The following is a 25,808-nucleotide window of genomic DNA, read 5'->3' on the forward strand; positions in this document are numbered from 1 at the left end:
CCCTGTTCCCTCACTGTCCCCACCCCCTGTTCCCCCCTCTTGCACACCCCTTGTCGCCCCCCTGTTCGGTCGTTCTGGTTCGAAGGATGCAGATGGAACTCGCCACTCCGCCACCGGCGGCGCGGGCCCCTGTCGCCTGGTACAGCTGGTGGCTCATGCCACTGGGTCTCGGAGGCGGGACGGTAGCCGCCACGTTCATGAGCTCCGAGCGAATATCCGTCGCCGTCGCCGGTGTGGTGGCGACGGCGGCCGGCACCGTGTGCGTACGCCTCCTGCTGCGCACCCGGGCCCAGCAGCGCCGGGCGGAGGACGCCCACCGTGCCGCGCAGGCCGAGCACTCCCAGCAGTGGCAGCAGCACGTGGCCGGCCTGGAGCGCACGTTCTCCGCCGAGCGCGCCGCGCTGGAAGGGCAGCTCACCGAGCAGGCCCAGACGTACGAGACGCGGCTGACGGAACACTCCCGGGCGTATGAGGACCGGCTGGCCGAGCAGGCCACGACACACGAGACCCGGTCCGCCGAGCAGGCCCGGGCCTGGCAGGAGCAGCTGAGCCACCAGCTGGCCGCGGTCTCCCGGCTCGCCGACGAGCAGCTGCCCGACGCGATGCGCCGACTGCGTGCCGGCGACGCCATCGACGACATCCTGCCCACCGTGGAGCAGTGCGCCAAGGTCGGAGCCGACCTCCAGGCCGAACTGCGCAAGGTCCTCAGAACCGCGCTGATCGGCGTCGAGGCGGAGTTCGACCGCTCGACCTCCGCAGAACAGGCCGTCATCGGTGTGGGTAACCGCATTCACGTCCTGACCAGCAAACTCCGTGGCCGCCTGCACGAGCTGCAGGGTGAGCACGGCCGCCTGCCGGCCGTCGCCCGCGGCCTGATGGAACTCGACCAGGCCATCGGCCCCGCCGACTGCCTTGCCGCCAGCATCGGCGTGCTCGGAGGGTCGGACCGCCCGGGCCGGCAGTGGCAGGAGCCGCAGCGGCTGCTGAGCGTGATGCGCGGTGGCATCGGCCGGATCAAGGACTTCCACCGCGTCCAGCTGCACCACCTGCCCGAACTCGGCGTCGACGGCGGCCTGGTGGACCATCTCACGCTGGTCTTCGCCCACCTGCTGGACAATGCCGCGCGCTACTCGCCGCCCACCGAACCGGTGGTCGTCTCCGGCAAGGAGGTCCCCAACGGTGTCGGCATCGAGATCCAGGACTCCGGCAAGGGCCTGAGCGAGGAGAAGAAGCGTGAGGCCGAATACGCCCTCGCGGGCACCTCCCACGGCCCGGGCCTCGGCGGCATCTCCGAGGACGCCAACATCGGCCTCCGTGTCGTCGGCGCCCTCGCCCGCCGCTACGGCATCCGCGTCACCTTCGCCGACTCGCCGTGGCTGGGCACCTCCGTCGTAGTCGTCGTACCGCACAAGTACTTCAGTCCGCTGCCGGCGGCCGCCACCGGCGCCGCGAGCACGCCGGAGGCTCCGCAGGCCGCCACGGCGCCACCCGCTGCCACGGCAGCCTCCGCCTTCGCGGCCCCGGACCCCGTAGCGGCCCTCACCCCGGCCACCGTGCCGGCCCTCACCGACGGCGATACCGGAACCGGTGCCGACACTGCCACTGCCACTGCCACTGCCACTGCCACCGGCACTGGAACAACCGGCACCCTGGAGACCACCCCGGGCGGCCTGCCCCGGCGCCGGAGCAGGCGCGCAGAGCCGGCCTCGGGGCAGGCCCCGACCATCCCCGCGCCCGCCGCGTACGCAGACCGGGCCGGCCCGAGCGACCGGGCCGCCGTCTCCGCCGTACCGCCGGACGCCTCGTTCGCCGGCCTCGCCGCCTTCGCCACCGCCGGACGTGACCCCGGCGCGGTGGCCGGCGCGTCCCCGCCGGGGGCCGCCGACGCCCGTGACACGACCACCGGTGGCGCGTCCACCGAGCACCGCACTGAAGAGAGCGACTAGTCCCCATGACGCACCAGGGAACCGACGTGAGCTGGGCGCTCCGCGACCTTGTGGAGAGCATCCAGGAGATCCGCTTCGCCCTCGTGGCCTCCAGCGACGGCAAGGCCATCACCTCCTACGGCGCCGAAGACCCCGACGACGTGGACCGTTTCGCCGCCGTGGTGGCCGGACTGCAGGCGCTGGCCCAGCCGGTCGCAGAGCAGTTCCCGCAGCACGCGGGGCAGCTGCGGCTGGCGATGATCGAAGTGGACGGCGGGCACCTCTTCGTCGTCCGCGCGGGCCTGGAGACGTATCTCGGCGTCCTCGCCCGCGAGGGCCTCGACCAGGGCCTGCTCGGCCATCAGATGCGCGACCTGGCCCGCAGGATGGGTGAGCTCCTCGGCACCACTCCGCGCCAGGAGGAGCACTCTGGATGAGTGCTCCACGCCGACCGACCGATCCGTCCGGTCTCGAGCGCTACTACGTCCTCACCGGAGGGCGCAGCGGGCCGGGCGGTTCGGCGTCGACCCTCGACGTGGCGACCCTCGTCGTCTCCCGCGCCGTCCCCTTACCGGGGATGCAGCACGAGCACGAGGAGATCCTCCGGCGCTGCCGCGAACCGCTGTCGGTGGCCGAGCTCGGCGCCCACCTCCACCTGCCGTTCAACATTCTCGCGGTGCTGCTGTCCGACCTGCTCCAGGCAGGCCGTATCGAAGCCCGTGACCCCATCCCGGCGCACGACGCCGGCCGCGGGCCCGACCTCGCGCTCCTTGAGGAGGTACTCAGTGGACTTGAAAGGCTTTGACCGACCGGGATCACCGACGGCCGGGGGCACCCGCTCGGTGAAGGTGATGATCGCCGGCGGCTTCGGCACGGGCAAGACCACCATGGTCCGCTCCGTCAGCGACATCAAGCCGCTGACCACCGAGGAGACCCTCACTCAGGCCAGCGCCGACGTCGACCGCCTCATCGGGGTCGCCGACAAGACGCAGACCACCGTCAGCCTGGACTTCGGCAAGATCGGTCTCAACGACACGCTGATGCTCTACCTGTTCGGCACCCCGGGCCAGGAGAGATTCTGGTTCCTGTGGAACGGCCTGTTCAAGGGCGCGCTGGGCGCGGTCGTCCTGGTGGACACCCGGCGGCTGGCGTCCAGTTTCCGGGCGATCGAGGAGATGGAGCGGCAGCAGGTCCCCTTCGTCATCGCGCTCAACGTCTTCCCCGACTCCCGCCACTATCCCGTCGAGGAGATCCGGGACGCCCTCGATATCCCGCCGCACACTCCGGTCGTCGCCTTCGACGCCCGCGACCGCACGGCCAGCCGGGACGTGCTCGTCACTCTGATACGGCATCTGAAGGACCGCTCGGCCGCCGCCCTGGAGCCCCGATGAACGACGACCAGACCCCGTCCGGCCCCACCGGCGGCGGCTGCCCCGTCGCCCACGGCGAGGACGTCACCCGGCTCTACGGTGCCGAGGCGGCGACCGACCCGCACGACATCTACGCGCGGCTCCGCAAGGAGCACGGCAGCGTCGCACCGGTGCTGCTGGAGGGCGACGTCCCCGCCTGGCTGGTCCTCGGCTACCGGGAGAACCGGCGGGTCCTGGACAACCCCCTGCAGTTCAGCCGCGACTCGCGGATCTGGCGGGACTTCCGGGACGGCCACGTCGAGGAGACGTCCCCGCTGATGCAGATGCTGGGCTGGCGCCCCGACTGCGTCTCCCAGGACGGCGAACCGCACCGCCGGCTGCGTGGGGCGGTCACCGACAACCTGTACGCCGTGGCCGGCAGGGGCATCCGCCGGCACGCCACGCACTTCGCCAACAAGCAGATCGACGCCTTCGCGGACGCGGGCCGTGCCGACCTGGTGGCCGACTTCGCGGAGTACCTGCCCATGCTGGTCCTCACCCGCGTCTTCGGACTCGCCGAGCGGGAGGGACGCAACCTCGCCGAGTCCAGCGCACACGTGATCCAGGGCGGCGCGGACGCCCTCACGCACAACGAGCGCATCATGGGCATCCTCGGCGAACTCGCCGCGCGCAAGCGGCGGGAGCCCGGCTCCGACTTCGCCTCCGGACTCATCGAGCACCACTCCGGTCTCGACGAGGACGAGATCGTCAACCACCTGCGCCTGGTCCTGATCACGGCCCACACCACGACCAGCAACCTGCTGGCCCGGGCGCTCCAGCTCCTCCTCACCGACCCCTCCTGGCTCTCCGGCCTGGTGAGCGGCCAGCTGAACCTGTCCACGCTCGTGGAAGAGGTGATGTGGAACTCCCCGCCGCTCGCCGTGCTGCCGGGCCGGTTCGCCACCGCCGACCTGGAACTGGGCGGCTGCCCGGTCAAGGAGGGCGACCTGCTCGTGCTGGGCCTCGCGGCCGGCAACCACGACCCCGAGATCCGCCCGGACACCGCCGTCTCGGTCCAGGGCAACGCCTCGCACCTCGCCTTCAGCGCGGGCCCTCACGAGTGCCCGGGACAGAACATCGGCCAGGCCATCATCGAGACGGCCGTCGACGTCCTGCTGCACCGCCTGCCCGGGCTGCGCCTGTCCGTGCCGTCGGCCGAACTCACCTCCACGGCCTCCACCTGGGAGTCGCGGCTGGACAGCCTGCCGGTCGAGTTCGCCGTATAGCGTTCTGCCGACGGGGTCTGCCGACGGGGTCTGCCGACGGGGTCTGCCGACGGGGTCTGCCGACGGGGTCCGCCGACGGGGTCGGCGAGGTGCCGTCGCGGACCGGCGTCGCGGAGCGCTGTACCTGGAGGGCCGTCGAGTGGGGCGCTGTCGGGGGCGCGTCGCCCGGCCGGACACTCCGGCCGGGCGACGCGCTCACCTCACACGGTCAGCAGGTCGTCCACCGATCCCCTTCCGGCCAGTTCGGCCGTTGCGACCGGGCCTTCCTTGGCCGCCGTGTACCGGCCGGTGGTCAGTGCCCACTCGTAATTGCCGTTGATCCAGTGCTGGATGGCCTCGACACCCATCGTCACCCGGGCCCGTTCGTCCGCGTCCAGGCCCAGTTCGTCGCACATCAGAGGCACACGGGCCTCGAGGGCGACGTACGCGTCGAGACAGCCGGTCGTCATGCGGTACGCCTCGTCGGCGGCCTCCTGCCACGAGCAGCCACGCTCCCGACGCAGGACGGCGATGAGGTTGTGGCCGTCCCCACGGCGGCGCTCACGCTCGAAGGAGTGGATGTCGTTCATGAATCCGATGGTGTCCGCGGCCAGGTCCCGCATCCGCTCCATCAGCGGATGCGCCATCGCCGCCGCAGGCACCTCGAAGCCGCGGCTGCGCTCGCCCGCGTCGATGCTGTGGTGGATGCCGACCGTACGGCGCCGGAAGACCGTGTAGTCGTCGAGCCCGAGCGTCCCGGCCCGGCCGTGGGCCGCCAGGTCGACCTCCTCGCAGTGCGCGACCAGGAAGCGCCCCCAGGACGCGGCGAAGCGCGATTTCCAAGTCAGGGACATGCCATCCGAGAGATGGCCCCAGACCTCGGCCCAGGCCAGGGTGATGGGGCATTCCACGCGCGGTGGGGTGCCCGCAGGGCGCAGCGGAGTGGCGATGAGTTCCCGCGCCACCTCCGCTATGCGCTCCGCGCGGTCCGGCCGGCCGGCGTCGAACTGGTCGTCGAAGAGGAAGGCGAGGGAGAACCAGTTCATCAGGACGACCATGTCGTCCGCCGACGCGTGGGGGTAGGTGCGCGCCGCCGCCTGGGCCAGGTCCCACGACTGGTACTCCTCGAACCCGGCCCGGCTGCGCACCAGACCCCGCTCGCGCACCCAGCGCAGGTGACGGTCACGGGCTTCGTCGAGATGCGGGCTGACGGGAGTGTCGAAGGGGAGGTTGAACCGGACGTCCTGAGACATGTGCTTCCTTTCGGGAGACGGAACGCAGAGTCCCCCCGGCCCTGCGAGCGGGCGGTCACCTGGCCGCCCGCACACTCGAACTGGGCTTCTCGGATCGAAAGTTGAACCGAGAAGCAGTACGAGGCTGCCCCGACCCTAAATGATCTACACGGCACCCGGTCGTGATCTTCGTTACCGCTCCCGTCGCATGGCACCATCGTGGCCACCGACCGTCCATGACGACGCATCAGCATCAGGAGGCCGTCCGCCGATGACCCCGTCGCCCGCCCGCAGCGCCGAACAGCGCAAGCACGACACCCTGCACCGCCTGGACCACGAAGAGGACGCCTGGGTGGCCACGGCCGACGGTGCGTCCGGGATGCCCTACCTCGTCCCCCTGTCCTTCCTCTGGAACGGTTCCTGTCTGCTGTTCTCCACTCCCGCCGCCAGTCCCACCGGCCGAAACCTGGCAGCGAGTGGCAGGGCCCGCGTCGGCATCGGGCCGACCCGTGACGTGGTGATGGTCGAGGGCACCGTCGAGACCGTGAGGCCCAGTGAACTGCCCGAGCAGGACGCCGAGTTGTTTGCCGTGAAGACGGGCTTCGACCCGCGTGCGCTCGCCACGCCCTACCTGTACTTCCGTATCCACCCACAGCGGATCCAGGCCTGGCGCGAGGCCAACGAGATCGAGGGGCGCGAACTGATGCGCGACGGCCGGTGGCTGCCGGCCGACTGATTCGTCCGGTCCGGGATATCCGCAAGGTACAGGGCGCGGGGCACGACCGTCCCGCGCCCGGAATCCTTCGGAGGAGACATGGCACTGGTCAACGCGGGCGTCGTGGTGCTCGACTGCGCCGAGCCCGAGAAGCTCGCCGAGTTCTACAAGGGGCTGCTGGGCGCGGAAGAGACCGACATGACCGCCAACCGGGTCGAGATCGAGGGACCCGGCGGCTTCCGCATGGCGTTCCGCCGGGACGCCAACGCCACACCGCCGAGCTGGCCCCGCCCCGAGAACTCCCTCCAGGTGCACCTGGACTTCGTGGTGGAGGACCTGGACGAGGCCGAGCGCGGCATCGTGGGGCTCGGCGGACGCCCGGTGGAGGCGAAGGACCCGGCCGGTCCGCACGAGGAGCGGGGTTTCTCCGACCCGGCGGGCCACTCCTTCACCCTGCGCCGCGCCGTCACACCGACGTCACCCAAGCAGGGCTAGGGGCGCCGTAGGCGACGAAGAGGGGGTGGGGCCCGGGCGCGGTCAGTCCCGGCCGCCCTTTTCGCCGACCGGCCAGACACCGGTCGAGCGCTCGATGACCTTGGCGCCCGTTCGGTCCACGGCACTGCGCACCGCGGCGAAGATGGCGCCCTGGATCGCGGCGGCGAGCAGGATCTCCCCCCAGCCGCGGTCCGGGTCCAGCGCGTCGGGCGCGTTGTCCTCGTGCCGCATCACCTTCCACGTCTTCTGGAACGCCAGCCCGGCCAGCGTGCCGCCCACCCAGCCCAGCGCGAAGCCGACGGGCTTGTAGGCGAGGGGGAGCTTCTGCTTCTTCTTCTTGGCCACGTGGATCTCCTTGTGTTCGGTGAGTGGATCGGAGGCGGTGCCGGGGCGTACGACTGAGGGCCGTACGGTCAGGCCCTGCCCCGCACCGGAACCGTCTCGTCGGCGCGGACCGGCCCCGGCGGTGTCCCGTCGCCGAACGGCCGGCCGCCCAGTTCCTGCCGGTGATGGGGCGTGAGCCAGCCGGACAGGTCCGGACCCAGGGGCACGATGGCGGTCGGGTTGATGCCGGTGTGCACCTGGTAGTAGTGGCGCTTGATGTGGTCGAAGTCCACGGTGTCGCCGAAGCCGGGCGTCTGGAACAGATCGCGGACGTACCCCCACAACACCGGGTTCTCCGTCAGCTTCCAGCGGTTGCACTTGAAATGGCCGTGGTAGACGGCGTCGAAGCGGACCAGCGTCGTGAACAGCCGGATGTCCGCCTCGGTGATCGTGTCACCGACCAGGTAGCGCTGCCGCTCCAGCCGGGGCACCAGCTGCTCCAGACGCCGGAACACTCCCGCGCACGCGGTCTCGTACTCCTCCTGGCCGGTTGCGAAGCCCGCCCGGTACACACCGTTGTTGACGTCCTCGTAGACGCCCGCCATCACCTCGTCGATCTCGTCGCGCAGAGCCTCGGGATACAGGTCGGGCGCGCCCGGACGGTGCAGGGACGTCCACTCGGTCGCCAGGTCCAGGGTGATCTGCTGGTAGTCGTTGGTGACCAGCTTCCCGCTGGGCACGTCCACGACCGCCGGCACGCTCACCCCGCCCGGGTAGCCGGTCTCGCGCCGGTCGTAGGCCTCGCTGAGGTAGCGGATGCCGAGGATCGGGTCGCGGCCGTCCGGGTCCAGCGTGAAGCGCCAGCTGCGGTCGTCCTGGACGGGGTCGGTGACCGCCAGCGGCAGGGCGTCCTCCAGACCGAGCAGCCGCCGCGAGACCAGGGCGCGGCTCGCCCACGGACAGGCTCGGCTCACCACCAGCCGGTACCGGCCGGGTGCCACCGGCCAGCCATCCCGGCCGTCCGCGGTGATCCGGTCCGCGAAGTGGCTCCTGGACCGCTTGAACGCCTTCCTGCCGTAGCCGCTGTTGCCGGACGTCCCGCCGTCACCGCTCATGGGGCATGCCTCCAGTCCGTCGGGTTCTCTGCTGGACACGTTCCCAGTTTTCTGCGGTCGGCACTGATGGGCCACCCACAAGAGGGTGTGAGTCTCGTCGGCGGGGGGCATTCGGCCCCTCGTGAGTGGGACAGCCTCGGAAGCGAAGCAGAACCGGAACACCGACCCGGACACCGATCGGGAGGCCGGCGGGAAAGCCGGCGGAAAGGCCGAGCGGAAAGCCGACCGCAGGACACGCGTCACCGTGCTGGTGGCTCTCGCGGCCAACCTGGTGATTGCCGTCGCCAAGGCGGTGGGCGGCTTCGTCGCGGGCTCGCCCGCGCTGCTGTCGGAGGCGGCACACTCGGTGGCGGACAGCATGAACGAGGTCTTCCTTCTCGCCGCACTGCGCCGCAGCCGCCGTCCCGCCGACCGGAAGCACCCCTTCGGCTACGGCAAGGAGCGCTTTTTCTGGTCGCTGCTGGCGGCCGTCGGCATCTTCGTCATGGGTGGCTGCTTCTCCTTCTTCCAGGGCGTCGAGGCACTGCGCATCGGCGCTCAGGAGGACCTCGGCGGCTACGTCGCCGGACTGATCGTGCTCGCTGTCGCCCTGCTCGCCGAGGGCGGTTCGCTGCTGCGGGCCCTGCACCAGGTACGGGGCCAGGGCGGACTCGCCACCGGACTGCGCGACCCGGCCCTGCGCACGGTCGTCGCCGAGGACGGCACCGCGGTGCTCGGCGTGACCCTCGCCATGACGGGCATGGCCCTGCACATGGTCACCGGACAAGTGGTGTGGGAGGCCTGCGCCTCGCTCGCGATCGGCGCGCTGCTCGTGTTCGTGGCGTACCGGCTGGGCCGCGAGGCCCGCGACCAGCTGATCGGCGAGGCCGCCGACCCGGAGGCCAGCGGCCGGATCCGGTCGCTGCTGCGGGCCCAGCCGGAAATCGACAGCGTCGAGGCGCTGTTCACCATGAAGACGGGCCTCGACTCCACCCTCGTGGCCGCCCGCGTCGACCTCGTGCCGGGCCTGGACAGCGAGCGGGTGGAGGAGGTCGCCGTGCGCATCAAGAGGTCGATCGCGCGCACCGTCCCGGAAGCGCGGCAGATCTTCCTGGACGTCACCGACCGGCCGGCGCGGGAGGCAGCGGAAAGCCCCGCCGCGACGGGGGAACGCGGCGGGGCCTGAACGACGTGTTCCCGGTCGGCGCCGGTCCATGCACGCGGATTCGGGAAACCTTCGCCCGCCGGATTCAGCTCCCGTCGGCCGGTTCCAGGACGAAGACCGGGATCTCCCGGTCCGTCTTCTCCTGGTATTCGGCGTACGGTGGGAACGCTGCGACGGCACGCTCCCACCACTCGGCCTTCTCCGCGCCGGTGATCTCACGCGCGGTCATGTCCTGCTTCGCCGGGCCGTCCTGGAGCTGCACGTGCGGATCGGCCTTGACGTTGTGGTACCAGACCGGGTGCTTCGGCGCCCCGCCCAGGGAGGCGACCACGGCGTAACGGCCGTCGTGCTCGACGCGCATCAGCGGCGACTTGCGGATTCTGCCGCTCTGCGCGCCGCGCGTGGTCAGCACGATCACGGGCAGGCCCGTGTCCCTCAGGGTCGTGCCCTTCGTGCCGCCCGAGCTCTCGTAGAGCTCGACCTGTTCACGCACCCACTGCGTCGGGCTGGGTTCGTACTCGCCTTCCAGAGGCATGGCATCCGTCCCATCGTCGCGTCGTACAGCTGACTCGCACCGCGGTGCGGCACCGGCCGGTGCAGGTTCCATCCTTACCGCATCCCACCCGCCGTTCCCGGCGGCGCCCAGTAGTACTCGCGCAGCCTCACGCGCCTGGCGCGCGGGCGCCGTACCGCCCGTGACCCCCGCCGTCACCATGGCACCCTCGGCCAGCAGGAACAGCTGCCCGCTCAACGCCGGGGGCAGTCCCGCGTCGGACGTCAGGCCGTCGAGGTACTCGCCGAAAGCGGCCTTGTGCGCCCGCACCCGGTCGGCCACCGGAGGGGACGTGGCCCCCAGTTCGCCGTACGCGTTGATCCAGGCACACCCGCGGAAGTCCGGCTCGGCGAACCACTGTCCGAGCCAGTCGAAGACGGCCAGAATCCGCGAGGTGGGCTCCTCGTACCGGTCGACGTACTCCGCCAGCCGCCCCCGCCAGCGCACGTCGCGCCGCTCCAAGCAGGCCACCACGAGCTGCTCCTTGGCCGGGAACAGCTGGTAGAGGCGTTTGAGCGAGACTCCGGAGCCGCCGCGGACGTCGTCCATGCCGACGGCCCGGACGCCCCGTCCGTAGAAGAGCCGCTCCGCCGCGTCCAGGGCCCGCTCGCGGGCGACCTCGCTGTCCATGAGGAACCTCTACCTCTGCTTCCCTGCTCTTCCCTGACGTGTGCCTGACGCGATTCCCGACGCCTTCCCTTGACGTGAGAACGAACGTTCTCCTACGGTAGCAGCGATCATGGAGAACGGTCGTTCTCCATGATCGCGCCACTTCTCCACTTCTCCACTTCTCCACTTCTTCCCACGGAGGTTCAGCCATGACGGCCGACCGACCGCCCCTGCCGCCGTTCACCCGCGAAACCGCCGCCCGGAAGGTACAGGCCGCCGAGGACGCCTGGAACACCCGCGACCCGCACAGGGTGGCGCTCGCCTACTCCGAGGACTCGGTCTGGCGCAACCGCGACACCTTCCTCTCGGGTCGCGCCGCCATCGTCGAGTTCCTGACCGCCAAGTGGGCACGCGAGCGCGAGTACGCCCTGCGCAAGGACCTGTGGGCCTTCGACGGCAACCGCATCGCCGTCCGCTTCCAGTACGAGTCCAGCGACGCGGGCGGCCAGTGGTGGCGCTCCTACGGCAACGAACTCTGGGAGTTCGACGAGCACGGTCTGATGACCCGACGGGAGGCGAGTATCAACGACGTACCCATCGAGCAGACGGACCGCCGCATCCACGGCCCGCGGCCCGGTCGGTAGGGTCCCGGCGCCGACGGGAACCTGTTCGACACGGCTGCGCGGGACGGGCGTGCGCCTCGGTGACCCGTACCCCGGCGAGACGGATCCGCGGGAAGACGTACGCTCCCCCCTGGTACTGATGATCCCGAAGACAGGAGCAGCAACGATGCAGTACGTGAAGCTCGGTTCGACGGGCCTGGACGTGTCGCGGATCTGCCTGGGCTGCATGACCTACGGCGTTCCCGACCGCGGCACGCACGAGTGGACCCTCGACGAGGAGGCCTCGCGTCCGTTGATCCGGCAGGCGCTGGAGGCCGGCATCACCTTCTTCGACACGGCCAACGTCTACTCCGACGGCACCAGCGAGGAGATCGTCGGCAAGGCGCTCGCCGACTTCGCCCACCGGGACGACATCGTGCTCGCGACCAAGGTGCACGGCAGGATGCGGCCCGGACCCAACGGCGGCGGACTGTCCCGCAAGGCGATCATGACCGAGATCGACCATAGCCTGCGCCGCCTGGGCACCGACTACGTCGACCTCTACCAGATCCACCGCTACGACCCGTACACGCCCGTCGAGGAGACGATGGAGGCCCTGCACGACCTGGTGAAGGCGGGCAAGGTCCGTTACATCGGGGCCAGTTCGATGTACGCCTGGCAGTTCTCCAAGGCCCAGTACACCGCCGAACGGCACGGCTGGACCCGGTTCGTGTCCATGCAGAACCACTACAACCTCGTCTACCGCGAGGAGGAGCGCGAGATGCTGCCCCTCTGCGCGGACCAGGGCGTCGGCGTGCTGCCCTGGAGCCCGCTCGCCCGCGGCCGTCTCACCCGTGACTGGGACACCGCCACCGAGCGCAGCGCCAGCGACAACTTCGGCAGCACCCTCTACCAGGAGGGCGACCGCGCCGTGGTCGAGGCCGTCACCCGCATCGCCGGTGACCGGGGCGTCCCGCGCGCCCAGGTGGCCCTGGCCTGGCTGCTCCACCAGGACACGGTGACCGCGCCGATCATCGGCGCGTCCAAGCCGCGGCACATCGAGGACGCCGTGGCGGCGGTCGAACTGACGCTCGCCGAGAAGGAGATCGAGGAGCTGGAGCGGCCCTACGCACCGCACCCGATCGCCGGGCACTGATCGCACGTGTTTCGGACCTGACGACGGCACGGGCCCGTGGCGGCGTCACGTCCCGCGGTTCCGTTCCGGCGTGCGTCTCACGGGCCCGTTCCGGCCTCCAGGGCGGTGACGGACACCGACGACTCGCCGCCGCCCACCGGCACCTCGCCGGCCGACCACCTCACCTTGAGCGGGTCGTGTTCGTCCGGCGGAGTGACGAGCAGCGCCGCCGGGGTGGCGGTACGGGCGCCACTGATCTGTGGGCTGGAGAACGACAGTCCCGCCCACGCGCTCTTCCCCGGTGTCAGCGTGACCGTCACGGGGGAGGCGGGCGCGCGTTCGGGATCCGGGCCCAGCTGTGCGCCGGACGCGTCCACGAAGGCGGCGCCCGGATAGCCGTACAGCGTGCAGGTGCGGTCGGAGGTGTTGGTCAGCACGATCGGGAAGTTCCGCTGCCCCGCCCCCGGGTCGACGCGGCCGACGGCCGCGCGCAGTTCGGAGGTGTGGCAGCGGCCGTCGGTACGGGCGGAGGCGGAGGCCGGTCCGGCGGTGTCACCGGGCGCGGTGGTGACCGCGGGTGCGGTGGGTGTGCGGGTGGCGGCACCGGTGTCCGCATGGGTCGTGCGCGGGGCTTTGGTGGGTTGTGGGGCGCTCGACGTGCTGCTCTCGCTGCCGCAGGCGCCCACCAGGCCGAGCAGCGCGACCGCGCCGGCGAGCATGGCCGTGCGGCGTACGGGCTGGGACGTGTTGGCCATCGTTTCTCCACACTCCCGTCGAGTTTCCCGCGTACGGCCCGCCGGGTGTGGCGGCCGTGCCGTACGCCCTGTGCCTTCGAGTGTCCCGCCGCGTGGGCCGGGAAACGAGGGGCGCGGGGGCGCACTGCGGAAGCGGGGGCTCACTCCTCGTCGAGCAGTCCCAGCTCCGCCCAGATCGTTTTGCCCTCGGTCGTGTGCCGGCTGCCCCAGCGCTGGGTGAGCTGGGCAACCAGCAGCAGACCGCGGCCGCCCTCGTCCCAGGTCTTGGCCCGGCGCAGGTGCGGCGCGGTGTGGCTGGTGTCGGAGACCTCGCAGATGAGGGTGGCCGTGTCGTGGATCAGCCGCAGCCGGATGGGTGAGGAGCCGTACCGGATGGCGTTGGTGACCAGTTCGCTGACCACCAGCTCGGCCGTGAAGGACGCCTCCAGCAGGGCCCAGTCGGACAGCCGTTCGACTACCTGCTTGCGGACGGGGGCGACCAGTGACGGATCGGCCGGGATGTCCCAGGTGGCGACCTGGCCGGCGGGCAGCCCCCGGGTGCGGGCCAGCAGCAGGGCCGCGTCGTCGGCGGCGCCGCCGTCCGGCGGGAGCAGGGCGCGCAGCACCCGGTCGCAGGTCGTGTCCAGGGAGTCGGCGGGGGGCGAGTCGGCGGAGGGCGCCAGGGCCTTGCGCAGCAGTGCCTGACCGGCCTCGGCCTCCCGGTCCCGGCTCTCGACCAGCCCGTCGGTGTAGAACGCCAGCACGCTGCCCTCGCGCAGCTCCAGCTCGGCGGACTCGAAGGGCAGCCCGCCCACGCCCAGCGGGGGCCCCGAGGGCAGCCCGAGCTGCCGGGGCGGGCCGTCGGGCGGGACCAGGACGGGCGCCGGATGTCCGGCCCGGGCCAGGGAGCAGCGCCGCGACACCGGGTCGTACACGGCGTACAGGCAGGTGGCGCCGACCTCGCCCGCGCCGTCGTCGCCGGACTCCTCGGACAGCCGGACGACCAGGTCGTCGAGGTGGGTGAGCAGTTCGTCGGGCGTCAGGTCGATGTCGGCGAGAGTGCGGACGGCGGTGCGCAGCCGGCCCATGGTGGCCGAGGCCTGGATGCCGTGGCCGACGACGTCCCCGACGACCATGGCGACCCGCATCCCGGACAGCGGGATGACGTCGAACCAGTCGCCCCCGACCCCGGAGCGGGCCGCCGGGAGGTAGCGGGAGGCGGCTTCCACCGCGGCGGTGGGCGGCAGCCACCGGGGGAGCAGGCTGCGCTGGAGGGTCAGTGTCGTCTCGCGCTCGCGGGAGTAGCGGCGGGCGTTGTCGATACAGACGGCGGCACGGGCGGTGACTTCCTCGGCCAGCAGCCGGTCGTCGTCCGTGAAGGGGTACGGCCGCCGGAACCGGGTGAAAACCGCGACGCCGAGAGTCGTACCGCGGGCCTGGAGCGGCACGGACATCGTGGAGTGGATGCCGTACTCCTGCACCCGCCGGACGCGGACGGGGTCCCACTCCCGCCACTGTTCCAGGTCGCCGTTGGGCACCGCGGCCACGAAGGCGCGCCCCGCGACCAGGGACTCGGCCTGGGGCGAGCCGGCCGGGTAGACGTCCAGTCGGCCCGGCTCGGCCACCGCCTCCGGACAGCCCGGGCTGACCGACTGGTGGGCCGCGCGGCGCAGACCCACCGGCGGGACCGGCGCGGCGGAGGGCTCGTCGCCGTGCTCCTGCGGGTCCAGCAGGTCGACGCTCACGAAGTCGGCGAGCGTGGGGACGCACACGTCCGCCAGCTCCTGGGCGGTGCGGGTGACGTCGAGGGTGGTGCCGATGCGCACGCTGGCCTCGTTGACCAGTTGCAGCCGCTCCCGGGCGAGGTGCTGCTCCGTGAAATCGTGGGCGCTCACGCAGATGCCGCTCACCTGCCCGTCGGCGTCCGTGAGGGGCGCGATACGGGCGTGCCACGCGTGGGCGCGGCTCTCGCCGGTGGCCTTGAGGTGGGTGTGCATGTCGTAGTGGCGGCCGGTGGCGAGCACCTGCCGCAGGCGCTCTTCGAGCTCCGTGTTCTGCCGCTTGCTGCCGATGTCGGTGGGCCGCAGGCCCCGGACGCGGTCGGCCGGGAGACCGAGGAGCCGCGCCATGACGTCGTTGACACCGCGCAGCCGGAGCCGGTCGTCGAAGATCATGGTGGCGCAGGGGGACTGGGTGAGGGCGGCTCTGACCAGTGGATCGTCCGGACGGTCGGGACCGGAGTCCGGCGGGGCGACGGCGAGCCACGTGCCCGGGCCGCCGTCGCGCGGCGGTCTGTGGTGGGCGAGCACCCACACGGACACGGTGTGCCCGTCGCGGTGCCGCAGCGCCAGAGTGCCGCTCCAGCGGTCGTCGCCGGGTCCGGGACGCGTGCCGTCACCGCCGTCGGCCAGCAGTCCGGCGGCGGGGCGCCCCACGACGTCGGCGGCGGGATGGCCCAGCAGCTGGCGGGCGCCCTCGTTCCACTCCCGCAGGGTGCCGGAGTCGTCGACGACTGCGCGGGCCGTGGCGGCATCGCCGAACGGGTTGACCGGACTCATCGTCGCCACTCCATTGCGCACACCCACAGTGAACAGCGCGTCACCTGCCCCCCAGCCTAGTGGGTCCGGACTCCGCCCGGGCCCGAACGACCGGGCTCGCGACCGCTCCGCCGAAGCACGGGAGACCGGACGGCCGGGCCGCCCGGGGTAGAAAGTGCTTTCCGTGCTCTTGACGACCGCGTGTGGCGCGACGTCAGAATCTGTTTGTTCACGATCAGTTGTGAGTACTTCTGAGCCTTGATGAGCTTGATGAAGGAGATCCGTCATGACGGTCACCCGCAGATCGGTTCTGATCGCCTCCGCCGCCACGCCGGCGGCCGGGGCGGTGCTGGGCGGCACCTCGCCGGTGTGGGCCGCGGACGCCACGGGGAGCGGTGCGGGCCGCAGCACCGTCGCCCTGCGCGACGGCTGGCGGTTCTGGCTGGTCGACCCCGACGGAGCGGCCGAGGACCCCACCGACGCCGCCGACCCGGCGTACGACGACTCGGCGTGGCGCGAGGTCGCCGTCCCGCACGACTGGAGCATCGAGCAGACGCCCACCACGGAGCACGGCACCACCAGCGGCACCGGTTTCCTGCCGGGCGGACTCGGCTGGTACCGCCTCGCCTTCACCCTGCCGCCCTCCCTCGCCGGCAAGCGGATCTCGGTCGAGTTCGACGGCGTCTACATGGACGCCCGCGTCCACTGCAACGGCCGGGAGGCAGGCCGCCATCCCTACGGCTACACGGGCTTCGCCCTCGACCTCACCGACCTGGTGCACACCGACGGCCGCACCGAGAACGTCCTCGCGGTCCAGGTGCGCAACCGGCTGCCGAGCAGCCGCTGGTACTCCGGCAGCGGCATCTACCGCGAAGCCCGCCTCGTCGTCACCGAACCGGTGCACGTACGACGCTGGGGCACGTACGTCACCACCCCGCGGGTCAGCGAGGAGCGCGCCGTCGTCCGTGTGGAGACCTCGGTCGTGAACGCTTCGGGCAGCGCGCGCGAGGTCGAGATCCGGTCGACGGTCGAGGACGCCGACGGCCGCACCGTGGCCCGCGCGGCCTCCACGGCGGGCGTCACCGACGAGGCGAGCGAGATCCACGAACTCACCGTCACCCGCCCCCGGATGTGGGACTTCGCGAGCCCGCACCGCTACACCCTGCACACCGAACTGCGCCTCGGCGGCCGGACCGTCGACACCTACCGCACCCCGTTCGGTGTCCGCACCTTCCACGTCGACCCGGCGGAGGGCTTCCACCTCAACGGAGCCCACGCCAAGATCAAGGGCGTCGACCTGCACCACGACCTCGGCGCGCTCGGCGCCGCAGTCAGCACCGACGCGATCCGCCGCCAGATGACCATCATGAAGTCGATGGGCGTCAACGCCTTCCGCACCTCCCACAACCCGCCCGCGCCCGAGATGATCGAGGTCTGCGAGGAGATGGGCATCGTGATGCTGGTGGAGGCCTTCGACTGCTGGCGCACCGGCAAGAACAGTCACGACTACGGCCGGTTCTTCGACGAATGGGGAGAGCGGGACGCCACCGAGATGGTGCTCGCGGCCCGTAACTCGCCCGCCGTGGTGATGTGGTCCATCGGCAACGAGGTACCCGACTCCACCTCCACCGCCGGACTCGCCATGGCCGACCGGATCATCGACGCCATTCGAGCCGCCGACGACACCCGCCCGCTCGTCATCGGCTCCGACAAGTACCGACGGATGCCGGCCAAGGGCTCCGCGGCCGACCTGATGCTGGCCAAGCTGGACGGCCTCGGCCTCAACTACAACACCGCCAAGTCGGTGGACGACCTGCACGAGGCCTACCCCCACCTGTTCCTCTTCGAGTCCGAGTCCTCCTCCGAGACCTCCACCCGGGGCACCTACCAGGAACCGGAGCACCTGAACACCGGCGAGAACCAGACGCCCGGCAAGCGCGCCACCTCGTCCTACGACAACAACCTCGCCTCGTGGACCATGAGCGGCGAGTACGGCCACAAGAAGGACCGGGACCGGAAGTGGTTCACCGGCCAGTTCCTGTGGTCCGGCATCGACTACATCGGCGAGCCGACGCCGTACGACGTCTTCCCGGTGAAGGCGTCCTTCTTCGGCGCGGTCGACACCGCCGGATTCCCGAAGGACATGTACCACCTGTTCCGGAGCCAGTGGACGGACGAGCCGATGGTCCACCTGCTGCCCACCACCTGGAACCACCGCGAGGGCGACACCGTCGAGGTCTGGGCGTACGCGAACGTCGACACCGTCGAGCTGTACCTGAACGGCAGGTCCCTCGGCACCCGCGCGTTCGACACCAAGAAGACCGTCGACGGCCGCACCTACCTGGAGACCACCGAGGCCACCGGCGACGACAAGACCTTCACCGACGGCCCCTACCCGGGCAGCTACACCAGCCCCAACGGCAGTGCGGGCAAGCTCCACCTGACCTGGAAGGTGCCCTTCGAGGCGGGCGAGCTCAAGGCGGTCGCCCGGCGGGACGGCAGGGCGGTCGCCACCGACGTCCTGCGTACCGCCGGTGCGCCGCACGCCGTGCGCCTCACCCCGGACCGCGAGAGCGTCGCCGCGGACGGCCGCTCCCTGGTCTTCGTGACCGCCGAGGTGGTCGACCGGCGCGGGGTGGTGGTGCCCGGCGCCGAGCAGCTGATCTCCTTCGACGTCGCGGGCGGCTCCCTGGCCGGAGTGGACAACGGCCGCCAGGAGAGCGCCGAGCGCTACCAGGCCAGTACCCGCACAGCCTTCCACGGCAAGGCCCTGGCCATCGTGCGGTCCGGCACCCGGCCGGGCACGGTGCGGGTGACGGCCCGCGCGGACGGGCTGCGCACGGACACGGCGACCGTGCGCGCCCGCCGCGCCGAGTCCCGCGCCACCACACCGGCCCCGGAGTTCCGGCCCGAGCACCCGGCGCCCGTGGACCTCCCGCACGCGGACGCGAGCTACTCCGGCCGCCCCGACACGCTCCCCGCCGCCATGCTCGACGGCGACCCGGCGACCGGTTGGTCCAACGGCTTCCACAAGGCGGCGACCGCACTGCTGCCCGCCTTCGACGGGGCCCGCGCCGAGGACTGGGTCTCGGTCGACCACGGCCGCCGGCGCACCTACGACCGGATCGAGGTGTCCTTCACCGTCGACGCCACCCACAGCCTGCCCGCCACGGTCGAGGTCGCCGTCTGGGACGGCCGTGCCTGGCGCGCGGCCAAGGGGGCGCGGACCGACTGGGCCGCCGAGTCCGACGCGCCGACCGTCATCACCTTCGACGCGGTACGCGGCTCCCGTGTCCGCCTGACGCTGACCAGCCGCCACCCCGACGAGAGGGAGGGAGCGCTCCGCATCAGCCGACTCGAGGCGCCCGCCGCCTGAGGGCTGTCCCGCGAACGGTTCTTGGTCGCGCGTCGTAGCAGTTCGTTGCCCACCGCTCACCGCTCACCGCTCACCGCTCACCGCTCACCGCCCGTCGGTCCGAGGAGGGCGAGGTCGTGCATGCGCGCGATGCCGAGCATGGCGTGGTGGGCGCTGCCGTCCCGTCGGTGATGGTGGTGATCCGGCACAGACGCGGCGGCTGGACCCGGACGTTCGCCGGCACCGGCCCTTGCCTTGGAGTGCGGTCCAGCATCTAGCGTCTCCGCCATGACGACACCTCAGCACAAGATCGGGTCGGGCTTCGGCGCCCGGAGTACCGCGGACGACGTACTGAGCGGGATCGACCTGTCCGGCAGCACCGCGATCGTGACCGGTGGCTACTCGGGACTCGGTCTGGAGACAACCCGCGCACTGGCGGGTGCCGGAGCCCGCGTCGTGGTCCCCGCCCGGCGACGGGCGGCCGCTCAGGAGGCTGTCGAGGGCATCGACGGTGTCGAGACCGACGACCTCGACCTGTCCGATCTGGAAAGCGTCCGAGGTTTCGCCGAGCGGTTCCTGGCCTCGGGTCGCAAGGTCGACCTCGTGATCAACAACGCTGGGGTCATGGCCTGCCCCGAGACGCGGGTCGGCCCGGGGTGGGAGGCGCAGTTCGCCACCAACCACCTCGGCCACTACGCGCTGATCAACCATCTCTGGCCGGCGATCGCCCGCGGTGGCGCGCGCGTGGTCGCCGTGTCCTCCGGCGCCCACGGCATCACCGGCGTGCGCTGGGACGACGTGCAGTTCGAGCACGGCTACGACAGATGGCAGGCGTACGGGCAGGCCAAGGCGGCGAACGTGCTGTTCGCCGTGCGGCTCGACGCGCTCGGCCGCGACGCCGGAGTCAGAGCGTTCGCCGTGCATCCGGGCAGCATCCTCACCCCGCTGCAGCGCCACCTCGCGAAGGCGGAGATGGTCGACGCGGGCTGGATCGACGAGAACGGCAACCCGACCGATCCCACCTTCAAGACGCCCGGGCAGGGCGCGGCGACGCAGGTCTGGGCGGCGACCTCCCCCCGGCTGGCCGGCATGGGCGGCGTGTACTGCGAGGACTGCGACATAGCCGAACCGGCCGGCGACGGCTCGGAAGGCGGCGTGCACGCACACGCGACCGACCCCGAGCAGGCCGCGCGCCTGTGGGCGCTGTCGGCCGACCTCACGGGCGTCGACGTTTTCGCGGCGGCGACCTGAGCGTCCGTGCGGCGTGAACCCGCTTCCTCTCGTACGCGACCGGCGCCTGACGCTGCTTTTCGGCCCCGGAGCCCCCTTCAGGGGCGCCGGGGCCGAAGGCCGTGCGGGGACGCGGGTGTCAGTCGTCGTACGACAGGCCGTGTCCCGAGCGGAAGAGGACCTTGGTCGGGTCGTCCGCCCGCTGGATGGGCACGGGCAGCTTGCCGCGCGGTTCGACCCGGCCTGCGATCACCCGGGCGGCGGCGCGCAGTTCGACCTCGGTCCAGCAGTAGGAGACCAGGGAGGCCGGGACGTCGCCGAGGTGGGCGATGTCGTAGGGGTTGCGCACCGCGAGGTGGACGACGGGGACACCCGTCGCGAGCAGCCGGGACACCAGGGTGCGCTGGGCGCTGGTGGCGCCGACGTTGTCGGTGGTGACCACCACCGCGTCCCGTCCCCGCGCGGCGGCCACGGCCTCGTCGGTCTTCGCCGCGTCGGGCTCCCGGCCGGTGGCGAGGTGGGTGGTGCTGTAGCCCAGTTCGTCGAACGCCTTGGCCAGCTCGGGCACCGTGGTGCGGGTGGCGTCGGTCGGGAAGGCCGGGCTGGCACCGACCACGAGCAGCTTCCTGTGCCCGCGGCGCAGCGGGAGCGCCTCGTCCTCGTTGACCAGCAGGGTGGTGGTGCGCTCGGCGATCCGGGCGGCGGCGCGCTGGTGCTTTCGGGCGCCGACGACCCGGTCGACCACCTTCGGGGAGACGTAGGGGCTGCCGTCGAACAGGCCGGCCTTGTCCTTGATCCGCAGGATGCGCAGGACCGATTCGTCGAGCCGGCCCTCGGTGATCTCTCCGTCGCGGACGGCGGCCAGGACGCCGTGGTAGGCGACGTCGATGTCCGGCGGGAACAGCAGTTGGTCGGCGCCGGCCTTGAGGGCGAGGACGGGCACGCGGTCGTCGCCGTACTTGGTGCGTACACCCTGCATGTTGAGGGCGTCGGTGACGATCACGCCGTCGAAGCCCAGTTCGTCGCGCAGCACGCCCTGGAGGATCGCGGGCGACAGGGTGGCCGGTTCGTTGCTGGGGTCGAGTGCGGGGACCTGGAGGTGCGCGGTCATGATCGAGTCGACGCCGGCGGCGATCGCGGCCTTGAAGGGCGGGGCGTCGATGCGCTCCCACTCCTCGCGAGTGTGGGTGATCACGGGCAGTCCGGTGTGGCTGTCCTGCGCGGTGTCCCCGTGGCCCGGGAAGTGCTTGGCGCAGGCTACGACGCCGGCCTGCTGGTAGCCGGTCACCTGGGCCGCCACCATGCGGCCCACCGCGCGGGCGTCGGCGCCGAAGGAGCGGACGTTGATGATGGGGTTGGCCGGGTTGACGTTGACGTCGGCGACCGGGGCGAAGTTCTGGTGGATGCCCAGGGCGGCGAGTTCGGTGCCCGATATCCGTCCGGCGGCGCGCGCGTCGGAGAGCGAGCGGCCCGCGCCGAGCGCCATCGCGCCCGGCAGCTGGGTGGCGCCGCTGCCGATGCGGACGTTGGCCCCGTGTTCCTGGTCGATGGAGATCAGGGCCGGGACGGGGGCGGGCAGGGCGAGCGAGGCTCGCTGCACACCGTTCGTCAGGTCCGCGATCTGGCGGGGGTCCTGAATGTTGTTCGCCCAGCCGGAGAAGTAGATGACACCGCCGATGTGGTACTTGGCGATGAGCTCGGCCACGGTGCGGACGCCGAGTTCCGCGAGGTTGCGGTCCTGGTCGAACTGGCTGGGAGAAGTCGCCGACGTACCGTAGAAGTACGGTACGAACAGCTGGCCGATCTTCGCCTCGACGCTCATCCTGGAGATGATCTTCTTGAGGCGGTGGTCGCGCCGGTGCGCGACGGCGGGGGTGGCCGTCACGCCCACGACGCCCGTCGAGCTCGCGGCGACCACGGTCGCGGAGGCGAGAACGGTTCGTCTGGTCAGTCTCCGGTCCTGCATGCGTGCATGCTCCTTCCAGCCTTGCTCATCAAGGGAATTGAAGGAAACGTGAAACGTGCGGTACTCCGAACAGCGGGAAACGTAGCCCGCGGGTCATGGGCGGGGCAAGAGGTCTAGACAAAATAGGTCTAGACAAAGTGAGGGCTCCCCTGTCGTAGGTGTGGATGGCCCTGAACTGGGCCGATGCGCGAAACGCGCCGTTTCTCGCACCCCTTGAGGCGCCTGGCCTGATCATTCGCCCGTGCCCGCTCCCGAGCTCCTCGCCTGCGCCCGCTCCCGAACCTCTCGCGTGCGCGGTCCGGACGGGAACCAGTCTCGTCCGGACCGTTGACGGATGTCATGTCTCCCACAAGCATGGCCTGCGACCACATTTGGGAGCGCTCCCATCCAGGCGAGCGCCGCCTCCCCCGAGGAGTCCGGACGTGACAAGACGCCCGACACAACGCCTGACCCGACGCAGAACCGCCCTCGTCTCCCTGACCGCCCTGCTCGCGGCCGCCGTCACCGCGCTGCCCGCCACACCGGCCGGAGCCGAGGAGACCGAGCAGGTCAAGAACGGCACCTTCGACAACGGCACCGACTCCTGGTGGGCGAGCAGCAACGTCACCGCGGCCGTGTCCGACGGGCGGCTGTGCGCCGACGCCCCCGGCGGCACCGCCAATCGCTGGGACGCGGCCGTCGGCCAGAACGACATCACCCTGGTCGCGGGGGAGTCGTACAGGTTCTCCTTCACCGCGGACGGCACGCCCGCCGACCACGTGGTCCGGGCGATCGTGGGCCTGTCGGTGTCCCCGTACGACACCTACCACGAGGTCAGCCCGCAGCTGAGCGTCTCCGGCAACACCTACTCGTACACCTTCACCTCGCCCGTCGACACGACCCAGGGCCAGGTCGGCTTCCAGCTCGGCGGCACACCCGACGCCTGGCGGTTCTGCGTGGACGACGTGTCCCTGCTCGGCGGCGTGGCACCCGAGCCGTACGTGCCCGACACCGGGCCGCGGGTCCGGGTCAACCAGGTCGGCTACCTGCCGTCCGGCCCGAAGAACGCCACCCTCGTCACCGACGAGACCACACGCCTGCCCTGGCGGCTGAAGAACGAGCGCGGCCGGGTCGTCGCCCACGGCTGGAGCACGCCGCGCGGCGTCGACGCCTCCTCCGGTCAGAACGTCCACTCGATCGACTTCGGCCGCCACAAGAGGCGCGGCGAGGGCTACACCCTGATCGCCGACGGGGAGACCAGCCGCCCGTTCGACATCGGCACGGCCGCCTACGAGCGGCTGCGCACCGACTCCGCGAAGTACTACTACACGCAGCGCAGCGGCACCGCGATCAGCGGCGACCTGCGTCCGGGCTACGCCCGCCCCGCCGGACACGTGGGCGTGGCGCCCAACCAGGGCGACACCGAGGTCCCCTGCCAGCCCGGCGTCTGCGACTACACCCTCGACGTCTCCGGCGGCTGGTACGACGCCGGCGACCACGGCAAGTACGTCGTCAACGGCGGCATCTCCACCTGGGAGCTGCTCAGCACCTACGAGCGCTCGCTGCACGCCCGCACGGGCGAGCCGTCGAAGCTCGGCGACGGCACCCTCGACATCCCCGAGAGCGGCAACAAGGTGCCGGACATCCTCGACGAGGTCCGCTGGGAGCTGGACTTCCTGCTGAAGATGCAGGTGCCCGAGGGGCAGCCGCTGGCCGGCATGGCCCACCACAAGATCCACGACGAGGCGTGGACCGGGCTGCCGCTGCTGCCCAGCGACGACCCGCAGAAGCGTGAACTGCACCCGCCGACCACCGCGGCCACCCTCAACCTGGCGGCGACGGCGGCCCAGGCGGCCCGCCTCTACCGCCCCCACGACCGGGAGTTCGCGGCGAAGGCGCTCGACGCGGCCCGCCAGGCCTGGGCGGCGGCCCTGGCCCACCCGGACGTGCTCGCCGACGAGAGCGACGGCATCGGCGGCGGGGCCTACCCGGACAGCCAGGTCGAGGACGAGTTCTACTGGGCGGCGGCCGAGCTGTACCTGACGACGGGGGAGCGGGACTTCAAGGAGTACGTGCTGAACTCCCCGGTCCACACCGCCGACATCTTCGGCCCGCTCGGCTTCGACTGGGCGCGCACCGCCGCGGCGGCCCGCCTGGACCTCGCGACCGTGCCGAACCGGCTCCCCGGCCGGGACAAGGTACGCCGCTCCGTCGTCCAGGGCGCCGACCAGTACTTGGCCACGCTCAAGGCGCACCCCTACGGCATGCCCTACGCCCCCGAGGACAACGTCTACGACTGGGGCTCCAGCCACCAGATGCTGAACAACGCGGTCGTCCTCGCCACCGCCTACGACATCACCGGCGGCTCGAAGTACCGTGACGGCGCGCTCCAGAGCATGGACTACATCCTGGGCCGCAACGCGCTGAACATGTCGTACGTCACCGGCTACGGCGAGGTCAACGCCCACAACCAGCACAGCCGCTGGTACGCCAAGCAGCTCGATCCGGCGCTGCCGGCGCCGCCCGACGGCACTCTGTCGGGCGGTCCGAACTCGAACATCCAGGACCCCTACGCACAGAGCAAACTCCAGGGCTGCGTAGCCCAGTTCTGCTTCATCGACGACATCCAGTCCTGGTCGACCAACGAGCACACCATCAACTGGAACGCCGCGCTGGCCCGGATGGCCTCCTTCGTGGCCGACCAGGGCTGACCCTCTCAATCGCTCCGATCGCCTCCCGCGGTACCGTCGCAACAATGCTCTGACCTGCGGATATTTACGGTTCAGTACCAGCGCGGTACCGTGGGAGGCATGCCAGCCCTGAACGTGGAGTTCAGCGACCGCGAGCTCGAGGACCTGCGGCAGATCGCCAAGGAACGCGGTACGTCGATGAAGGCGCTCGTGCGGGAGGCCGCAGCCGCCGACATAGCCCGGCACCGGGCGTTGCAGGAGGGGGCGGAGGCCTTCCGCCGTTTCTTCTCGGCCCACGCCGACGAGTTCGCGGCAGCCTTTCCCGACGACGAACCACCGCCCGTCCGCGGCGAGGGGCGGGCCGCCTGACCCATGGCGCCGGTCCTGCATATCGACGTGCCCTGGCTGCTCCAGCGCCACGAGGAGGTGTTGCCGGAGCAGCCGGCCGTCGACGACTTCTCCGCGCTGGTCGCCGCCGTCGCCCGGCACCGGGTCGACCCGCCCCGCCTCGGCGTGGACTCCGACCCGGCCTGGCGGGCCGCCGCCCTGCTGCACACCCTCGCCGTGCTCAGACCCCTGCCCGCCGCCAACGCCCGTTTCGCCTGCGCGACGGCCGTCGCCTACATGTACGCCAGTGGCCTCGGCATCGACCCGCCCTACGGTGCGCTGGTCGACCTCGCGCGCGACCTGATGTCCGGCCGGTCCGACGTCTACGACGCGGCCGACCGGTTGCGTTCCTGGCAGCTCTGAAGCCTCGTGCGCCGGTACGCGCACGTGTGGCACGCGGGGCGCCTGCGAATTAGCAAGGCGGATCGTAGCCATGTCGTTCTGTGAGCCAAGGAGTTGCTTACGAG

At 71.4% G+C, this 25,808-nt stretch carries 22 protein-coding genes and 1 pseudogene; 15 read left to right on the forward strand and 8 right to left on the reverse strand.

All coding sequences use genetic code 11. The features are described from left to right. Positions 1-92 precede the first annotated feature (92 nt). The 5 genes from ABEA26_RS24700 to ABEA26_RS24720 are packed head-to-tail and all read left to right on the forward strand — an operon-like array spanning position 93 to position 4,560. Positions 93-1,946 carry a sensor histidine kinase gene (locus ABEA26_RS24700; protein WP_345595534.1) on the forward strand — a complete coding sequence of 618 codons (1,854 nt, stop codon included), beginning with the start codon at positions 93-95 and terminating at the stop codon, positions 1,944-1,946. Between the two features lie 5 nt (positions 1,947-1,951). After that, positions 1,952-2,362, forward strand: a complete 411-nt coding sequence (locus ABEA26_RS24705; protein WP_019327713.1) for a roadblock/LC7 domain-containing protein — start codon at positions 1,952-1,954, stop codon at positions 2,360-2,362. Beyond that, on the forward strand, positions 2,359-2,730 hold the full coding sequence (locus ABEA26_RS24710; protein WP_279565364.1) for a DUF742 domain-containing protein: 372 nt from the start codon (positions 2,359-2,361) through the stop codon (positions 2,728-2,730). Before ABEA26_RS24705 ends, ABEA26_RS24710 begins: the two co-directional genes overlap by 4 nt. Beyond that, entirely contained in the window at positions 2,711-3,316 is a 606-nt protein-coding gene (locus ABEA26_RS24715) for a GTP-binding protein (RefSeq protein ID WP_345595535.1), read from the forward strand. Before ABEA26_RS24710 ends, ABEA26_RS24715 begins: the two co-directional genes overlap by 20 nt. Further along, the gene (locus ABEA26_RS24720; RefSeq protein WP_345595537.1) at positions 3,313-4,560 is read left to right on the forward strand and encodes a cytochrome P450; all 1,248 of its coding nucleotides are present in this window, start codon (positions 3,313-3,315) and stop codon (positions 4,558-4,560) included. The genes ABEA26_RS24715 and ABEA26_RS24720 overlap by 4 nt, the downstream gene beginning before the upstream one ends. Positions 4,561-4,760: 200 nt before the next feature. Here the strand turns inward: ABEA26_RS24720 and ABEA26_RS24725 are convergent, their stop codons facing one another. Next, entirely contained in the window at positions 4,761-5,792 is a 1,032-nt protein-coding gene (locus tag ABEA26_RS24725) for a 7-epi-alpha-eudesmol synthase (protein WP_345595538.1), read from the reverse strand. Between the two features lie 250 nt (positions 5,793-6,042). Between ABEA26_RS24725 and ABEA26_RS24730 the strand changes: the two genes are divergently transcribed. Together ABEA26_RS24730 and ABEA26_RS24735 are read left to right on the forward strand one after the other, a co-directional pair. Next, positions 6,043-6,507, forward strand: coding sequence for a pyridoxamine 5'-phosphate oxidase family protein (locus tag ABEA26_RS24730; protein ID WP_345595539.1), 465 nt, complete (start codon positions 6,043-6,045; stop codon positions 6,505-6,507). Positions 6,508-6,585: 78 nt separating this feature from the next. Further along, positions 6,586-6,981, forward strand: a complete 396-nt coding sequence (locus tag ABEA26_RS24735; RefSeq protein ID WP_345595540.1) for a VOC family protein — start codon at positions 6,586-6,588, stop codon at positions 6,979-6,981. Positions 6,982-7,023: 42 nt separating this feature from the next. Here ABEA26_RS24735 and ABEA26_RS24740 read toward each other — a convergent pair whose 3' ends face one another. Both ABEA26_RS24740 and ABEA26_RS24745 read right to left on the reverse strand, forming a co-directional pair. After that, complete coding sequence (locus ABEA26_RS24740; RefSeq protein ID WP_345595541.1) at positions 7,024-7,326, reverse strand: DUF4235 domain-containing protein; 303 nt, start codon at positions 7,324-7,326, stop codon at positions 7,024-7,026. Between the two features lie 68 nt (positions 7,327-7,394). After that, the gene (locus ABEA26_RS24745) at positions 7,395-8,420 is read right to left on the reverse strand and encodes a glutathione S-transferase family protein (RefSeq protein ID WP_345595550.1); all 1,026 of its coding nucleotides are present in this window, start codon (positions 8,418-8,420) and stop codon (positions 7,395-7,397) included. A 121-nt stretch (positions 8,421-8,541) separates the two neighbouring features. Between ABEA26_RS24745 and ABEA26_RS24750 the strand changes: the two genes are divergently transcribed. Further along, a complete protein-coding gene (locus tag ABEA26_RS24750) occupies positions 8,542-9,585 on the forward strand; it encodes a cation diffusion facilitator family transporter (protein ID WP_425587892.1) in 1,044 nt (347 codons plus the stop codon). A gap of 64 nt (positions 9,586-9,649) precedes the next feature. Here the strand turns inward: ABEA26_RS24750 and ABEA26_RS24755 are convergent, their stop codons facing one another. Both ABEA26_RS24755 and ABEA26_RS24760 read right to left on the reverse strand, forming a co-directional pair. Continuing rightward, entirely contained in the window at positions 9,650-10,099 is a 450-nt protein-coding gene (locus ABEA26_RS24755; RefSeq protein WP_345595552.1) for a nitroreductase family deazaflavin-dependent oxidoreductase, read from the reverse strand. A 99-nt stretch (positions 10,100-10,198) separates the two neighbouring features. Beyond that, a pseudogene (locus ABEA26_RS24760) lies at positions 10,199-10,747 on the reverse strand (TetR/AcrR family transcriptional regulator); the annotation flags it as partial. Between the two features lie 188 nt (positions 10,748-10,935). Here ABEA26_RS24760 and ABEA26_RS24765 point away from each other — a divergent pair. Both ABEA26_RS24765 and ABEA26_RS24770 read left to right on the forward strand, forming a co-directional pair. Further along, entirely contained in the window at positions 10,936-11,370 is a 435-nt protein-coding gene (locus ABEA26_RS24765) for a nuclear transport factor 2 family protein (RefSeq protein ID WP_345595542.1), read from the forward strand. Between the two features lie 145 nt (positions 11,371-11,515). Beyond that, positions 11,516-12,484: an aldo/keto reductase gene (locus ABEA26_RS24770; RefSeq protein WP_345595543.1), complete on the forward strand. Its 969-nt coding sequence runs from the start codon at positions 11,516-11,518 to the stop codon at positions 12,482-12,484. Between the two features lie 77 nt (positions 12,485-12,561). Here the strand turns inward: ABEA26_RS24770 and ABEA26_RS24775 are convergent, their stop codons facing one another. Further along, positions 12,562-13,218, reverse strand: coding sequence for a DUF4232 domain-containing protein (locus ABEA26_RS24775; protein WP_345595544.1), 657 nt, complete (start codon positions 13,216-13,218; stop codon positions 12,562-12,564). A 140-nt stretch (positions 13,219-13,358) separates the two neighbouring features. After that, complete coding sequence (locus ABEA26_RS24780; protein ID WP_345595545.1) at positions 13,359-15,755, reverse strand: SpoIIE family protein phosphatase; 2,397 nt, start codon at positions 15,753-15,755, stop codon at positions 13,359-13,361. 265 nt (positions 15,756-16,020) lie between these two features. On the opposite strand from ABEA26_RS24780, the gene ABEA26_RS24785 reads away from it, so the two are divergent. After that, positions 16,021-19,110 carry a glycoside hydrolase family 2 TIM barrel-domain containing protein gene (locus tag ABEA26_RS24785; protein ID WP_345595546.1) on the forward strand — a complete coding sequence of 1,030 codons (3,090 nt, stop codon included), beginning with the start codon at positions 16,021-16,023 and terminating at the stop codon, positions 19,108-19,110. Positions 19,111-19,377: 267 nt separating this feature from the next. Continuing rightward, complete coding sequence (locus ABEA26_RS24790) at positions 19,378-20,340, forward strand: SDR family NAD(P)-dependent oxidoreductase (RefSeq protein ID WP_345595547.1); 963 nt, start codon at positions 19,378-19,380, stop codon at positions 20,338-20,340. 118 nt (positions 20,341-20,458) lie between these two features. On the opposite strand, the gene ABEA26_RS24795 is transcribed toward ABEA26_RS24790, so the two are convergent. After that, on the reverse strand, positions 20,459-22,285 hold the full coding sequence (locus tag ABEA26_RS24795) for a glycoside hydrolase family 3 protein (protein ID WP_345595548.1): 1,827 nt from the start codon (positions 22,283-22,285) through the stop codon (positions 20,459-20,461). A gap of 446 nt (positions 22,286-22,731) precedes the next feature. Here ABEA26_RS24795 and ABEA26_RS24800 point away from each other — a divergent pair, with 446 nt between their 5' ends. From ABEA26_RS24800 to ABEA26_RS24810, 3 genes are all read left to right on the forward strand, one after another. Next, positions 22,732-24,975 carry a glycoside hydrolase family 9 protein gene (locus ABEA26_RS24800; protein ID WP_345595553.1) on the forward strand — a complete coding sequence of 748 codons (2,244 nt, stop codon included), beginning with the start codon at positions 22,732-22,734 and terminating at the stop codon, positions 24,973-24,975. Positions 24,976-25,074: 99 nt separating this feature from the next. After that, positions 25,075-25,323: a hypothetical protein gene (locus tag ABEA26_RS24805; RefSeq protein WP_030975726.1), complete on the forward strand. Its 249-nt coding sequence runs from the start codon at positions 25,075-25,077 to the stop codon at positions 25,321-25,323. Positions 25,324-25,326: 3 nt separating this feature from the next. After that, positions 25,327-25,704, forward strand: a complete 378-nt coding sequence (locus ABEA26_RS24810) for a toxin Doc (RefSeq protein WP_345595549.1) — start codon at positions 25,327-25,329, stop codon at positions 25,702-25,704. Positions 25,705-25,808 lie beyond the last annotated feature (104 nt).

The organism is Streptomyces marokkonensis, assembly GCF_039539045.1.
Classification (GTDB): domain Bacteria; phylum Actinomycetota; class Actinomycetes; order Streptomycetales; family Streptomycetaceae; genus Streptomyces; species Streptomyces marokkonensis.